Origin of the sequence: Priestia sp. FSL H7-0729, assembly GCF_038005685.1 — a bacterium.
Classification (GTDB): Bacteria; Bacillota; Bacilli; order Paenibacillales; family Paenibacillaceae; genus Paenibacillus.
On sequence record NZ_JBBOTQ010000001.1, the window covers coordinates 1,133,956 to 1,150,035 of the forward strand.

Consider the following 16,080-nt stretch of genomic DNA (forward strand, 5'->3'; position numbering starts at 1 on the left):
ACCCTTTTTTATCATATTGGCAACCTATTATAACATTAAAAACTAATCCAGCGTTAATGTCATTACTGGCGATGATTGCAATATTCACATGTAAGAATCAATTCAATCTAGATATGACGATCCAACGCTGACGCTTTCTCCACTTGATCTGTACGCTTCTCATCCATAACTTGAATCAGCTTATTCAAACGGAAGATCAGCGCTGCAGCTTCGGATCTGCTTAAGTGCTGCATGGGACGGAAGCTGCCGTCTTCATATCCTGTAATCATGTACAAACCTGCAAGTTCCTGCACTTCTTCTTTGGCCCAATCGGATACATCAGTCTGGTCGGTAAACGCTCTTGGGGAAGTCAGCGGTTCCGGTCTGATTTTACGAACAACATTGGCTATAATCTTGGATGCCTGTTCCCGTGTCACCAGCGCATGTGGAGCGAATTTCCTATTCCCCATACCTTGGACCATCTCATGGTGAACGGCTGCCTTAATCTCAGGAGCAAACCAATCATCGTCGTTTACATCCTGAAATCCATGTTGTTGTTCATTAACCGTTGTATCCACACCCATCAGACGCACGATCAATGCGGTAAATTCTGCACGTGTGATCGGACGGCGTGGCTCGAAGCGGGTTTCACTTACACCTTGAATGATATTTTGTTCCGCCAGCCAGGTGATCTGGTCTCTATTGAATGTTTGGCTGATATCAATAAATTTGATATTTTTTTTCGCAGGTATATCAGGTTGCTCAGACGATTCTGGTTGTGGACTGACCTCATCGGCTTGTTCCGATGTAACGTTTGGACTCGGGGTTGCACCGCCACCGCTCCAGGCGGATGGTGGATACGGAAAAGTCATGGCTGCTGCCCGTTTGCTTTCACTTTTTTCACCTGCTGAATTCTCCGTCCATACTTCCACCTCATAATGCTGCTCGGCATTCAGTCCTGTCCATACATAACTGCGCTGTGTGCCACGATAGATCTCCAGATCTTTATGGGTGATCACAATCACTTCATTCATTGAATCTAGTTCCCAAGTTAGCTTAATCGTACTTGTGCCTTGCGCTACGGCTGCTACTGTCAGGTCCTCGGAAGGCAGTGTCTCGAATTCAGGAACCTGAAGCACCTCCCCCTCCCCTGCCTCATTGAATGGGATAATTGCAAAGTCAGTATAACGCTCTGCACTGTTTAATTCAGATACATGTATGGAAGTCTCCGTGGTCGTTCCCACAAGCTCTTCATCTCGATAGACTCGATAACCCACTGCACCCGGAATTAGTTCCCACACAATGTCTACACCATGCATTGAACGCCCCTCGACTACAGGAGGTGAAGCAGCACTACCGGGCAAAGTCATGGCATGAAGGTAATAACCACCATCACTACTGCCTGAAGCATTCATGGTCTTGACTGTATAGCTGTAGTTCACGCCCGGTTCAAGTTCCTTGTCGTTATAGAACAGTTCGTCTGCAGGAACACGAGCAACTTCTACACCGTCACGCTCAATGATGAACTGCTCGGCACCTTCAACCCGGCTCTGTTCCAATAGAAGACGAATGTGGTCCTTCGCCGATTGATACTCCACATTGACAGGAGCTACTGGCTTGGTCAGGACAGCATATGTCAGCTTCTCCGATGCATCTCCCTGATCATTCTCTGTGTAGATCTCAATCTCGTACTGCTTGCCGGCATCCAGTTGATCAACGATAAACTCTTTTTGTGTGCCACGGTATACTTCTGTACCATCCAGCAATACGACAAACGTTTCGTTCCGATAAGGGAATTCCCATTCCAGTTTGGTATGATCTGTCTCCGGAACTATCTTCATTTCCAGTGAATCAACATGAGGCAAGGTGTAAAAAGAAGTCACGGTCACTGGGCTTCCTGAACCAGCCGTATTATAAGGAATAATCTGTACCTGATCATATCGGGTCGCACTCTCCAGATGAGTTAACCTCACCTCTGTGATATCACCATCCTCAATCGTGGTGAAGATCTGATCTCCGATCCGTACGGTATATCCCTCTGCACCTTGTACCTTTGGCCAAGAGATCCTTCCATCCTTTTCCCCTATCATGCTTGCGTGTAAAGGTTCAGTAATGGTCGCAGGCAACGTTCGCACATGAACTTCGAAACCAGAATCACTCTCACCCGTTGCGTTGGAGGTTTTGATAGTATACGTGTAACGCTCTCCTGGTGTCAGACCATGATCTTCAAATGAATTTTGATCTGCCGGAACCTTAGCGACTTTAACGCCATCCCGTATAATGATGAAATGCTCTGCTCCCCGTGTAGAGCTTGCAGTAAGGTCCAGTACCGCAGCCTGATCTGTGATGTAGGATATACCTGCTGTCTGAGGCGATATAGGTTTCGTTAAAACCTGAATCTGAATAGGCTCTGACCGATGACCATCTTCATTAATCGCGACGAGTTCGAATTCATACGCTGTGCCATCCAGCATGCTATTGAGATGTACAGACGGTCCAGACACACTCTGTATGTCTCCCGTCAGCTGATTGCGAATCTCATATGCAGCCGCTCCCTTAACATCATCCCAAGCCAGATCCACCGCATGTGTTCCAGCATTCACTGTGATATCTTCTGCATCTACTGGTAACGTTCGAGTCATTATACTGAAGGTAAGCGGTGCACTCTTTCCACTCGCATTGACTGCCCGAATCACATAAGTATATTTTGTTCCTGGCGACAGATCCTTGTCTACGAATTCGGTTTCACTTGAATCCATCTGAGCGATCTCTCTTCCATCCCGTTCAATGACGTAATGATCTGCCCCTTGGACACCAGTGTTACTGAAATCCAGACCAAGACTGTCTTTTGCTATATCATATACGGCAACCTTAACGGGTTTCTCAGGCAAAGTCAGCAGCGATACATCGGTCACTTCAGAACGAGTCCCCTGTCTGTTGACCGCCAATAGTTGATAGTGATGCCAAGTCCCATCCTGGAGCCCAGTAATCATCGCTTCATTCTCAATTCCTCTATAGATCTCCTTGCCATTCTGCTCAATCACATATTCAGCGGCACTCTCCACCACAGACCAGGAAACGTTTGCACGATGTACTCCTGGATCAACAAGTACTTCGGCAGGCGACATAGGTTTGGACAATTGGATGAGCTGCGTTGTTCCACCTGAACCAGAAGTATTCGCAGCCTGAACTTCCAACGTATACTCTGTACCCGGCAACAACCCCTCCGCCGTATAGGTAAGTCCTGATGTTCTGCCCACTTCAGTTCCATTGATTTTCACAATATAGAGATTCGCCGTATCTACAGCTTGCCATGCTAGTCCCATGTTTGTTTCACCAGTCCATGTCACACTCAGTCCTTCCGGCCTGCTGGGTAGCGTAAGAATCGTACTATTGGTGGATACACCGTACCCGGCAGCATTGCCTGCCTGTACTTCATAGGTATACTCACGACTGCTTGACAGGTGGTGAACGACGAGTTGTGTATCTGATATCTCATGGCTCTGTCCATCGATGACCACCCGATATTTCGTTGCCCCAGCAACAGGCTCCCAGCTTAAGATTGCTCCCTGTTCAGTTACTTGAACAACGTGAAGTCCCGACGGGCTTTCTGGTAGCGTTGTTCCTGATACCGAACTGCGCATACCTTGTCCACTTTCGTTCACTGCTCGTACATCCAGTTGATAAGATGTTCCCGAACTCAATCCTGCAAATACCCATTCCTGGGTTCCGGCAGGAACCGTTCCCGACTTCTCTCCATTCAACCATAACTCATAGTGATCGGCTCCTCGTACTGCTTCCCAATTCAGACGAAGGCTCACTGTGGAAGCATCTGATACCTGTAAGCCGGACACCTGTCCAGGTAAAGTCTTGAGCAAAGGTAATTCTGCCAACGGCCCTGGTCCTGTATCATTTCCGGCAATTAGTGCATAGCTGTACTCCGTTCCGCTATCCAGACCCGAGTCCAGATATTCCGTTTGCTCTCCTTCATATATGGCTGTTCCATCGCGTGAAAGACCGTAATACGTTGCAGAAGTTACTGTCTCCCAGCTTAATGAAATATCATGCTCCTGAATCTGAACGGCCATAAACTCACTGGGCATTGCCGGCAGTGTGAGAAATCCGGTTCTACTGCTACCACCTGATCCACTTTCATTCATTGCTGTTACCGAGATGTTATGAATGGTTCCTGGAACGAGGTTGCTGACATAGGGAAGGCCACCAGGATCAGTTACCGTCTGATCAAACACGGTGACTCCGTCCGAAGTTGTCGCAATGATACGGTATGCATCGGCTCCCCGTACTGAATCAAACTGAATTTCGGCCAAATGGGGCTGCGAATCTACTTTCCGAACGTGCAATGTTCTCGGAGTTGCTGGGATCGTTAATACTTGAGCGCTTACTGCATTACTTACTCCGGTATGGTTTCTCACTCTAACTTCATATTCATAGACCTGGCCCCCGCTTAGGGAATGATCAATTATACTGTGGTTAGGATAATCGAGTGTCCATGACTTTCCTGTCGTTTTATTCGTTATCTCATACTGATATCCATCGGTGTACCTTTCCCCTGTTGGCAAATCCACTGTAATTTCAGCAGAAGTCTCACTGATCTGCGACATTCTCACATAACTCGGTTGCTCTGGCTTGCGTTGAATACGGTAAGGTGATGATGTTGTCTCATATGTATTACCTGCTCTGTCCATGGTTTTGGCATGGATGTACCATATGCCTTCCGATTCGATGGATATTTTGTGCTCGTTCGAACGAGCCTCAAGCCAATGATCCGGTGATTCTGCACTGTTCGTAACTTGATAAAATCGTTCCAGTTCCTGAATGCCTGAGTGATCGTCGGCATACTGAATGGTAGTGGACATATCCATGTCTGTCCAGTCATGTCCGTTCGGGGAAAATGTAATGGTTGGCGCCATCTGATCCACATAGGCGATTCGACTGATCTCCTTGCTTACATTGCCAACGGTATCCCTTGCTCGGGCCCTAATGGTGGTAGTGCCGTTCGTGCTTACTGTACCGGTATTTCCTGTCATATAAGGGCCATCATTCATACTGTATTCATAGGATATCGCTCGTTCATCCACACTACCAGCGATCATAAATTGTACATGTTCTTTACTCCATCCAGAATGACTTATACTAATCACCGGCTCAGTTGGAGCTGTCGTGTCAATTCGAACCGTAGCCTGAGCGGAAGTGCTTATATTGCCTACACGGTCAATTGAGCGTGCATATACGATCGTTTCTCCCTCATCGGCAACCGTCACTTCGCCCGTGTAATCGATCCAAGGACCTTTTTCGCTCAGTCGATATTGGCTCTTGGCAAGCCCACTGCCTGTATCTTCACCACTGGTTATTGCAAAAATTACATCCTGATTCGTCCAATCCTCTTCATTTAACGTAATTGTTGGTTGCTCAGGCCCAGTTTTATCGATTCTGGCTGTTGCCGAAGTGGAAGCACTGACATTGGCAGCCCGATCAACACTTCGTGCATAAATCTCGGTTATTCCTTCCTCACTGAGTGTAAGAGGACCCTTGTAGTCGATCCATTCTCCCTCACTTCCTAGCTTGTACTGTGTCAGACTAATGCCACTCGCTTCGTCCGTACCCTCCGTTAATGTCGCGATTACCGCCGCTTTTGTCCAATCGGGCGGATTCAGCGAGATGACAGGTGGCGTTGGTGCCGTCCGATCTACTCTGGCTGTCACAGCCGTCTCCTGTCCTGTATTACCAAACGCATCAATACTGCGTGCCATAACAGTTGTGTTGCCTTCACTGTTTACGGTAAACGGAGCGCTATATTCACGCCATTCTCCTGCCGGACCAACTTTCACTTCCGTCTTTTGAGTTCCGCTCAAGGCATCCCTTCCCTCTTCAACCGTAACAAGAACATCTTCCTTGGTCCAAGTGGATGGCGTGAGTGTAACAGAAGGAGCAGTTGGGCCCGTCGTATCTTTCATCACCTCTCCAGCAGATATAAATGGGGTCTGTATCCCTTCACCATTCAGTGCCGCAACAAATACTTCATATTTTCCATCCGCGAGTCCAGTCAGGGCAAACGCTGTACGAGTGGAAGTTGTTGTTCCCGTTGCGAGAACTTGCCCACCTGGACTGCGTATTTCGGTTTTGTACTGAGTGCCGTCAGGATTGCTATTATTACTCCAGCTCGCTGTAACAGAGTTGCCTGATTGTGTCACAGCCGCAGCAACGGGTGGATTAGCCAGTGTATACTTGGAAGCTGGACTGGAGTAACCGGTATAGGAACCGCTTGAATTTTTGGCCCGTACGGCAAAAGAATAACTGGTATTCGGAGTGAGTCCAGTCACCTGCCGACTGTTTGATGTCCCTGTGTCCACGATCTGATTCATCGTCATGTTCTTCAGCTCATACGTAACGGATGTGTCATTCGCCTTCTTATCCCAATTCACCGTCAAGTTATTAGAATTAACCATTGTATATGTCGGCGTTCCGGGCACAACAAAACTTCTTACCGTAAAGTTAACGGTTCCTGCGGAGGACACCCCACCCTTGTCATCCATAACCCATACTTGTAATGTGTGTGTGCCATCTGGCAGAGTATCAGGCAATGTGTAATTGGTGTTAAAAGACTGACTAGAACCCGTTGCGTTCATCTGTGTCAGAATGTTCTCGGACCCACCATCAATGGACCATTTCACGGTCAACAGGTCACCTACATCCGTATCTCGTGTTGTACCAGAGATCTGAAGTTGCTCGCCTTTGTAATAGGTTTGACCCGAAGTAGGGGCAGTTAAGGTAAATGAAGGTGGCGCATTTTGGGGACCAATCCCCACAATGGTTGAAAATTTGCGTGAAGCCTGATTCGCTGTTGCCTTGGCGTCCCACCAAAATTGGGCAGCTGTATCACTCGCCGTAACGGTCTGACCTGGAGTGAACGCTGAAGGTGAAGACCCTCCCGTGAGTTGGGCGCTATCTGGACTGCTGTACTGTCCCATATATATACGATCTGCATTCACTACGTTGTACGTATTGGCATAAAAAGCTGTGACCTGAACACCGCCGCTGTAATTACGCCATCCATTCTCGATGACTTCAAACGGCGAAGCATCATTGCCATTCACCATCGTATCCCAATAAAATGTTCCACCCAAATTCAGTGCTGTTCCGCTACGGTTGATGGCTTCAAGCTCAACCTTCATGTACCCGCCTTGTGAGGTAGCATTAACGATAGATACACGCAAAATATATTCCACATTGTCCTTTTGCCGGGACATTTCAATCACATTATTGTTAATTCGGTAATAATTGAGCGGCAATGATTTGAAGTTCACGGGAGAACCGTTGTGGTCGATAATGGTGGACACGTTCCCGGTATCGCCGCCGTAAAATACATTCGTGTTTGGCAATAACACAATTCTGTATTTACCGTCACTGTTCATCTCCACTTTCACCTTGGAAGACTGTACAGCCTTCATGCTGGACGTATCGGATACAATCCCGATCGTTTCAACCGTTTCAGCCATTACCGTGGCTGCACCCCATTCAAGCAACAGGGCTTGAGGGGATAATAACGCAAATGCCAGCACCACCTTGGTTAGCTGTTCCGCTTGTTTCTTCACACGTTTTCCTGATTTCTTCAACGTCTACTCTCCTTTTTGGCACACAAAAAAAGGGAGGCACCCCAACAAAGGAACGATGTCCTAAGTTGGGGTGCCTCCCCTAACAAGTGTCATTTTTTCTTGATTATAACGATTCAGCTCATGAATGTAAACAGTTGATCATGAATGCCTTACTTCTCATTTCTCATCTCTGATCTTCAATAACGCTTCATCCAACGCACCAACGACCTTGTCACACCAGCCATCAAATTCCGGATCTTCGGTCTGTAATTCAGGATGGGCCAGAATGTATTCAATCGTACTTCGAATGCCCTGGTCCGCTCTTGTCGTTGCTACAAATTCCGGAACAAGCCGTTTCAGCTTACTGTTGTCAAACACAACGGTATTGGCTTTGTCTCCCAGCAAACCGCCGCGAAGATCCTGGTCACTGCATGCTGCCAAGAATTCGGAGGGGACATGTACCGCATGAAGCTTAACTCCCAACACGCCGGCAATAATCTCATGAATCTGATTCCAGGTGACGGATTCGTCCGAGGTGATATGTACTGATTCACCAATTGCATGGATGTTGCCCATAAGCCCGATAAAGCCTTTGGCAAAATCAGTATTGTGCGTAATGGTCCACAGTGAGGTTCCATCTCCATGGATGATAACAGGTTTGCCCTCACGTATGCGCTTGAGAACCTGCCAGCTGCCTTGAGCACCATGAACACCGAGAGGTACAGATTTGTCGCCATACGTATGGCTCGGACGCACGATGGTCACTGGAAATCCGTGCTCGCGGTATTGTTTCATCAGATAGTCTTCACAGGCAATCTTGTTGCGCGAATACTCCCAGTACGGATTCGATAAAGGTGTGCCTTCCGTAATCCGGTAATCTGCCAGAGGTGTCTGATACGCTGATGCTGAACTTATAAAAATAAACTGCTTCGTTTTATCCTTGAACAAACGGTAATCTCTCTCCAATTGAGACGGTACAAAGGCGATAAAGTCTGCCACAACATCAAATTCCAGATCAGCAATCAGTTCCGCTACACGTGCTTCGTCATTAATATCCGCTTGAAGAACGTTGACTTCGGCAGGTAACTCATCGTTCCGATTGCCCCGATTAAGCAAATAAAGTTCGCACCCCTGCTGAGCAAGCATCTCCGTAATGGCCGTACTGATGGTGCCTGTCCCTCCAATAAATAGCGCTTTCATTTCGCCACCTCCTGATCGATTTTACCCACTTTCCCATGATATCACGCACCAAAAAAAGGAGCAAAGCTCGGTGACCCGAAACCATGCTCCTTATGCTTAGACAACCTTAATCGTGGCGTATATCATGTACATCCCGCAGTGAATCTCGTATTCTCCCTTGGGCAGATCTTTGTCGACCGTATAATAATTAGGTCCCTTCTGCATGTATAGATCCATACCAAGCTTCTGAGATCCGACAGATTTCACATGTGTCACCGACCGGGTCAGAATAAAGTTAATTTTGGTCGGTACGCCAGCTTTCACCTCAATAACGTCTGGTCCAAAACCATCGTTACTTACGTCCACATCAATGACTTCATATCCCTTCAGATCCTCCGGAGTCTCGGCTTGTGCAGTAACCGCACTTCCCGATCCCGGGGATACATCTTTGCCCATAAAATAAACTAAAAATGATCCAAGCAATACAACAACGGTCAGACCCAGCGTCAACCAGGGCCATGTTTTTCCTAACCAGCTCTTCATCTAAACACTCCTCATTCGATGTCCTATCCATTATTCAATCCGAAGACGGATCTATTCATTAAGCATACCTGATTCGCATGACAATGAAAATGACCCCTCTGGGCTATTGTGGTTGAACACTGTTACTTCAATAAAAAAAGCCTGATTTCTCAGGCTTCTCTACGGGTATTCCCGTTCATGCTCCGCAATATCCCTTTTCGTCTGGATCAGGAATAGATTGGTTTACTTCGACTACGACTTCTTCTCATTCGTAATTTGTACAACTCTGGCAGGGCAACACCGATGAGCACAATGATAACTCCAATCCATTGCAGTCCGCTGACATGCTCATGGAGCACGATAGAGGATAACAGTACTGCGATTGGAAGCTCCACTGCACCAAGGATTCCGGCCATATCGCCTCCAATATGCGGAACGCCGATAGCGAACAGTACCGGTGGAATAAATGCCCCGAAGAATCCAAGCAGTAATCCAAATACGAGCAACTGGCTCCAGATCAAGCCGTTAAAGAGGAATGTCGGCGGGAACAAAATGCACAGCAGAATCAATCCGCCTGTAACCATCCACGCACTTCGGAAGGCAGGATGTGCTGAAGGAACCGCTTTACCGCTGAACAATACGAACAGAGAGTAACTTACGGCTGCCATTAGTCCAAGAGCAATACCCAGCCCATTGAACTCACCCAATCCTTGTTCCAGGAAACCCGCTGCCAGCAAAGTTCCGCCAAACAGAATGATCAACGTCAGGAATGTGACTTTATCTGGACGTTGACGTTTGCTTATTGCCTGAATCAATACGCTAATCCATGTGAACTGGAACAGCAGGATAATGGCAAGTGAAGCCGGAATGTAACGCAAAGACTGATAATAGACGAGACCTGTAATTACCGTTGGTGTTCCGGCAGCCATCAATAACAGACGTTGTTTCCACGTCAACCGTTTGAATACCTGTGCCACGGCTCCTGACGCTTTGCCATTTGCCTGTGATTGACGTTTTGTTCTAAATCTTGTGTATAGCGCCAGCATCCAGGAAAGAAGAAAACCTGTAATCAGCTGTGTTCCCACAACCTCTCCAAGTTTATACCCTTCGCCATACGCCAGAACCACAATCGTGGATAATATGCCATAGCTCATCGCTCCCGCGAGAACGGACAGATAATATTTCATTTGTGAATAGACCTCCTGATGATAAGAAAATACGCCTGCATGATTGGTTCATGCCAAGGTCACAGACACCATACAAATGCAAAAAATCCTAACTACGAGCAAGGAATACATGGATTCCTTGGCATCGTAGTTAGGAAGTATAGGCTTCCCGTAGAGACCCTCGCCCTGTGTACACTTTCGGCCTGCGAGGTTATACGAAATGATATATGCAATTTGATGTAATTCGTGTGTGACGACTTTTCATATATTACATGGGAGGTGAGATGGTGTCAACCCTATTCCGTATAAAAAGTCATGTTCGATTGGAGCCTGAGGAATCCCACTCCAATGTTTGCTGCAAACCTGCTTTCAACCCCTCAAGGTCCAGCCCATCTACGGCAAAAGCCTCACGGATCAAAGGCGGCGCGACAAATTCATCATACTTGCCCAGATAAGGTGCTTCATCTTCAGCCAGTAGCGCAGATGCATCTTCAGCCGTGCGACACTCACTCATAATCTCGGCTAACAAGGTTCGTTCATCAACCTTGCCAGACACTACAAAATAATATGGCTCCATGGGCACAACCGAACGCAAGGCCAGTTTGCCTGACAGATTATGCTTCATCATTCGCTCCAATGTTCGGAATGATTTACTCCCCACCCAAGGAAGAACATACATGGAATCTCCCCCTGCCGGAATCACAACCTGCTTCAACAGTCCACTTTCACGAGCGAGCCGTCGTGCCCGTTCCAGTCGATTGACGGCTTGTGGAGACAGATACGGATAAATGATTGAATCGGATAATACCTCACGCATTTTCTGTACTACCGTTGTGTGAATATCTCCTCCCGCTCCAAGCCATAACGTATCCACTTTACCTTTCGCAGACTTCACATACACAGCCTTGTGCTTGTGATCGACCTCTTCCACTTTCCACAGTTTACCTGCGAGCGAGAAGCAATAACCAGGTGGGGGTACGGTTGTAATCGAACCAATTTCTTCCGAGCCGTTCAACACTTTATGTTCCTCATCGTCCTTAAACACCGCGTAGAAGCGATAATTGTTCACGATTTTCTCACCAGTCAGACCGATAATCAAGGTGCGATCCTCTGTCCATTGCAAGTGATCCGTCTCAATGAGGTAATTCAGGAATGCCTGATATTGATCAGGTCTAATCAATGCAAAAGGAGCCAAGGAAAGAATAGCTTCAGCAAGTTCTCTCGGCTCCGCCTCCCCCATACTTTTCAGCATACTCATCGTCTGATGGTAGAGCACACCTATAGGCATTTTACGAGCTTCAAGCGGTTCGACCCATTTGGTTTTCACATATAGTTCAATAACAGCAATCGCACGCATCAACGTCCACGGCATACGAGCAGGTAATTGTGCTTCTTCGTCCTCTTCCTCCGGACATACAAAAAGCATCTCTGATGCCATATCCTCGCGTCTCCCCGAACGTCCCAGACGCTGTACAAAGCTGGATGCACTATACGGTGCACCGAGCTGAACCACACGTTCCAGCTCACCCAGGTCGATGCCCAGTTCAAGCGTGACCGTTGCCGCGGCAACTGCGGGGCCTGATCCAGTACGGAGGGCGGCTTCCGTTTCCTCCCTCAGCATGGCGGAGATACTTCCATGATGTACATGGAACACATCACGTTCCTGTCTGCGAGCAGCGACCCGCCGCATCTCAAGAATAGTGACTTCTGCATCGGTGCGGCTGTTCGTGAAGATCAACGCTTTTTTGCGATGTGTACTCTCATAGATGAAGTCATAGTACGCTTTGCGTGCGTTATGAAGCTGCTCCGCCTGCTCCTCGTCCTGTGCATCTGGAAAAGAGAAATGTTCCACCCTCAGTCGCAGCTTGCGACCACCTGGAGAAGAGACCACATCCACTCCCTGCTGTGTTCCGGCAGCAAGCCAAGATGTAGCCGCATCATAGTCACTAAGTGTAGCCGACAATCCAACTCTTCGTGGTGCACAGCCAGCCATACGCTCGATTCTGGCAAGCTCGCTGAGTACTTGAATCCCCCGATCCGCTCCCATGAAGGCATGTACCTCATCAATGATGACATAGCGCAGATCATGAAACAGCGCCGGGATCGCATTCGGTCGATTCATGAGCAGTCCTTCCAGCGATTCTGGCGTAATCTGAAGCACACCAGACGGATTTTTCATCAGTTTTGTTTTCTCCGCCTGCGGCACATCCCCATGCCAATGCCAAACTGGAATATTTCCTTCCGTTAGCAGATCCTTAAGACGTTCGAATTGGTCGTTAATCAGGGCTTTCAAAGGCCCAATGTACAGAATGCCCACTGATTTGGAAGGCCGTTCATGCAGCTCGGTCAATGCAGGAAAAAAAGCCGCCTCCGTTTTGCCGGAGGCCGTGCCTGCCGCAATCAGCATATGATGCGGGGTATGAAAACAGATATTGCAAGCCTCAATCTGAGCAGGCCGAAGCGATTCCCATCTTTTTTTATATATAAATTCCTGCACGAATGGCGCCAGCCGATAGAATGGATTATCACTCATAATTCAAACTCCGCCAGAAAGTCGTCCAGATCATCCGTATTTGCGGAAGCATCTGCCCTTTTACCCGTTTCCTGAGGTATGGCAGCCCGTTCACCAAGTAATTGCGCATAAGTCACTTCCGGATTCTGATGGAGCGTATGCAGTACATCCATAAAGTCCCGTACCACTTCACGTGTCGTCAGCAATTCATCCGCCCCGAGTCGGTTCACCGCCGTTTGCATAAAATCAACCAATTGTTCATCCGTCAGACTTGCACTGTATCCAAAATGCAGGGCATGAATCTGCAGAAGCTTCTGGAGTAAAATTAGAATCTCTTCATGCGATAACATCGCCAGCTTCAGAATCGGGCCTGTATAATTCGCATACGCTTTGGCTGCATAACGACCATCAATAAGCCTGGAGCGAAGCGCTTCATAGCTGTATAGTCCGCGCCGTTCATCCTCCACAAATTGCGGCGTACCGCCCACGAATATGCCCAGATGCTCCGCCTTGCCCTGCATCGTATCATTAAACATGGTCAGCAATTTCTCATAGTTGCTTTGACGGGATACACTATTTGTAATTTTGTACAGATTCACCGCTTCATCAATGAACAACAGCAATCCTTTGTAACCAATGCGCGCTGTGAATTCAGACCACAATTTGAAGTAGTCATACCAGTTGTCATCGTCAATGATCACGCCGACAGCCAGTTCTTTTTTTGCTTCCGTTTTGGTTGCAAATTCTCCCCGGAGCCAGCGCAGTGCCGCCTGTTTACGATCATCGTCAGCTAGTTTGTACCCATTCCAGTAGGAGGCCAGTACTTTGGCAAAATCAAAGCCGTGAACCAGATTCTGCATCTCCCCTGTCACCGCATAGATCTGCTTCTCTACTTCCAGCGGCAGAGCCGGATCATCCGGGCGCAGGTTCTGACTCTGCATCGTGGATTGTTGTAGCCCTGCGATCCATTTTTGCAAAATCGGCTCCAACGCCCCCCCATCCGGGCGGGTACGTGTGGACAGACGAGTCATCAGTTCGCGATATGTCGCAAGTCCCTGGCCTTTGGTACCCACCAATCGTCGCTCTGGCGACAGATCGGCATCTGCCACTACGAAATCACGGTCCATCGCATAGTTGCGAATCATCTGCAAAAGAAAGCTTTTACCGCTCCCGTAACGGCCCGTAATGAGTTTGAACGCTGCGCCACCCTCCGCAATATTGTCCATATCTCGCAAGATGGCTTCCACTTCCGGTTTCCTACCAACAGCAATCTGCTCCAGTCCTATGCGCGGGACAACACCAGCTGTCAATGAATTTACAAGTGCGGTGGTCAGCCGCTTCGGTATTTTAAGTTCTGTCACTGCGTATCACCTCTTCACATGTTCGAACACATCTATATAATCAGGAACAATCCGATCACCATCAATTAGAAGATCACCGATCGTCTCCATAGCCACATCATTAATTTCATCCAGCAGAAGCGTAGGCATCGTTCCGTATTGCTCAGCCAGACGCATCAGTTCCGTATCCGGACTTGCACCAAGCAGAACATGGATCGTTTGCACCTGCTGAGGGGATAGTTCCTTGGCAAAGAGCAGCCATTCTTCATCCAAATCAGCCTCTGCACTCACGTCCCATTGCAACCCAATTGATGCTGTTGAACCTTCTAATGCAATCTCTGTTATCGACAGGTCCTGCTGCATGGAATCTTCTGTTGGCGTGATCTCATCCCTTGCTTCCAGTGCGTCGACTGGTTTACTTGTAACATTTGCGTTATAAACCTCGGCATCCTTCACTTCAGAAGGGTGATCATCCTCAATTGTAAGTGCCAATCGCACGTACTCACTTTCCTGCTGTAACGATGCCAATTTTTCCGTATCAATACGGATCACCGGTTGTTCCACAGCCTCAGCCTGCTCGGTCGCGTATGCTTTGACCAGGTATCGTTCAATCAGATTCGCAAGTTCGGGCTCTAATGTTTGTCCACGCAATCGGCCTCTGAATCCCAGCAGTTCACGAAGTTTATTTTCAGTACATCGATAGATCCGAGTAACCATCTGAACAAATTCAGCCTGTTCACCAATGGGCATATATCTGAATGATACCGATCTTCCATAGATCGAATCATCATAGACCGCTTTGCGAAACAATATGCGCTCCACCGTGCGTTCATCATTGGGTTGAAACACTGGCAACAGTCCAACTTCTCGTGTACGTTCCAGGTACGAATGAACCAAAGCCATGACCTGTGGGATGTACTGCTCCATCACTTCTTTGCCGCCATCTCTATAGAACTTACTGAGTGTAATATCGTAATCGTAGTATCTCTGCAGCATATTCAGCGAAATAACCGAGACTTTATCCTGTAAAATACGTTGCAGCTCCATATCAAGCATCTCTGCTGGCAGATAACCGCCCGAAAGGCCCATAATCTCGGATAATGACGTCTCCATCTCATGGACCAACACATAATCGACCATCCACTCTTGCATATAAATATTTAATTGAGGAAGCCGCTCACGGTAGTTCATCCATAGCTGCTTTAATTGATCATACCCCTCCTGGGGATTCTGCCAGCCAATGCCGTTAATCAACTCATAGATATGAACAAATAGATAGGACAGATCGGTATCTGGATATCTCCCCTGACGAACTTCTTTCCTCCAATACAAATACCACTTGCGCTGGGCTTCGTTCATCACACCATACGTTGGCCAATAACTCATAAAGGGTACCCAGGGAGAGACATCCCCCTCCACATCTGCCCATTGCTTTGCTTCCTCCACAAAACGTGCCTCCGAGGACAGTACGCCCCCACGATGCTGCATCGTATGATGTGAAGACTGCACAATGGTTGATCGATCAGGAACCGGAACCGCTGCTGTCTCCGCTTCTTCACTCAGATCTATCTCCATAAATTCCAGTTGTCTTGAATCGTCTTTCATAGAACGTTATCTCATCCTCCTCCAAGACAGAATACGAACAGGTGTATCCATAGGGATCATTATATCACTTGTCCTGTGTCTGCGGTGACGAAATTTAGACATTCTTGAACACAAAAAAAGAAGGCATCGCTGCCCTCTTTCATCAAGTCTATTTAAGTTTGTCA

The 16,080-nt window shown here is 47.7% G+C and carries 7 protein-coding genes and 1 riboswitch; all 7 genes read right to left on the reverse strand.

From position 1 onward, the window contains the following. Positions 1-107 precede the first annotated feature (107 nt). Complete coding sequence (locus MHH93_RS04760; RefSeq protein WP_500053028.1) at positions 108-7,613, reverse strand: fibronectin type III domain-containing protein; 7,506 nt, start codon at positions 7,611-7,613, stop codon at positions 108-110. A 156-nt stretch (positions 7,614-7,769) separates the two neighbouring features. Next, entirely contained in the window at positions 7,770-8,792 is a 1,023-nt protein-coding gene (locus MHH93_RS04765; RefSeq protein ID WP_500053029.1) for an SDR family oxidoreductase, read from the reverse strand. A 96-nt stretch (positions 8,793-8,888) separates the two neighbouring features. Continuing rightward, the gene (locus MHH93_RS04770; protein WP_500053030.1) at positions 8,889-9,314 is read right to left on the reverse strand and encodes a cupredoxin domain-containing protein; all 426 of its coding nucleotides are present in this window, start codon (positions 9,312-9,314) and stop codon (positions 8,889-8,891) included. Positions 9,315-9,520: 206 nt separating this feature from the next. After that, on the reverse strand, positions 9,521-10,480 hold the full coding sequence (locus MHH93_RS04775) for an EamA family transporter (protein WP_440388645.1): 960 nt from the start codon (positions 10,478-10,480) through the stop codon (positions 9,521-9,523). Between the two features lie 107 nt (positions 10,481-10,587). Continuing rightward, a riboswitch (purine riboswitch) is annotated at positions 10,588-10,698 on the reverse strand. 74 nt (positions 10,699-10,772) lie between these two features. Then, complete coding sequence (locus tag MHH93_RS04780; RefSeq protein ID WP_500053031.1) at positions 10,773-12,992, reverse strand: DEAD/DEAH box helicase; 2,220 nt, start codon at positions 12,990-12,992, stop codon at positions 10,773-10,775. Beyond that, positions 12,989-14,332, reverse strand: coding sequence for an ATP-binding protein (locus tag MHH93_RS04785; protein ID WP_500053032.1), 1,344 nt, complete (start codon positions 14,330-14,332; stop codon positions 12,989-12,991). Before MHH93_RS04785 ends, MHH93_RS04780 begins: the two co-directional genes overlap by 4 nt. Positions 14,333-14,338: 6 nt before the next feature. Continuing rightward, entirely contained in the window at positions 14,339-15,916 is a 1,578-nt protein-coding gene (locus MHH93_RS04790; RefSeq protein ID WP_500053033.1) for a TerB N-terminal domain-containing protein, read from the reverse strand. Between the last annotated feature and the right edge of the window lie 164 nt (positions 15,917-16,080).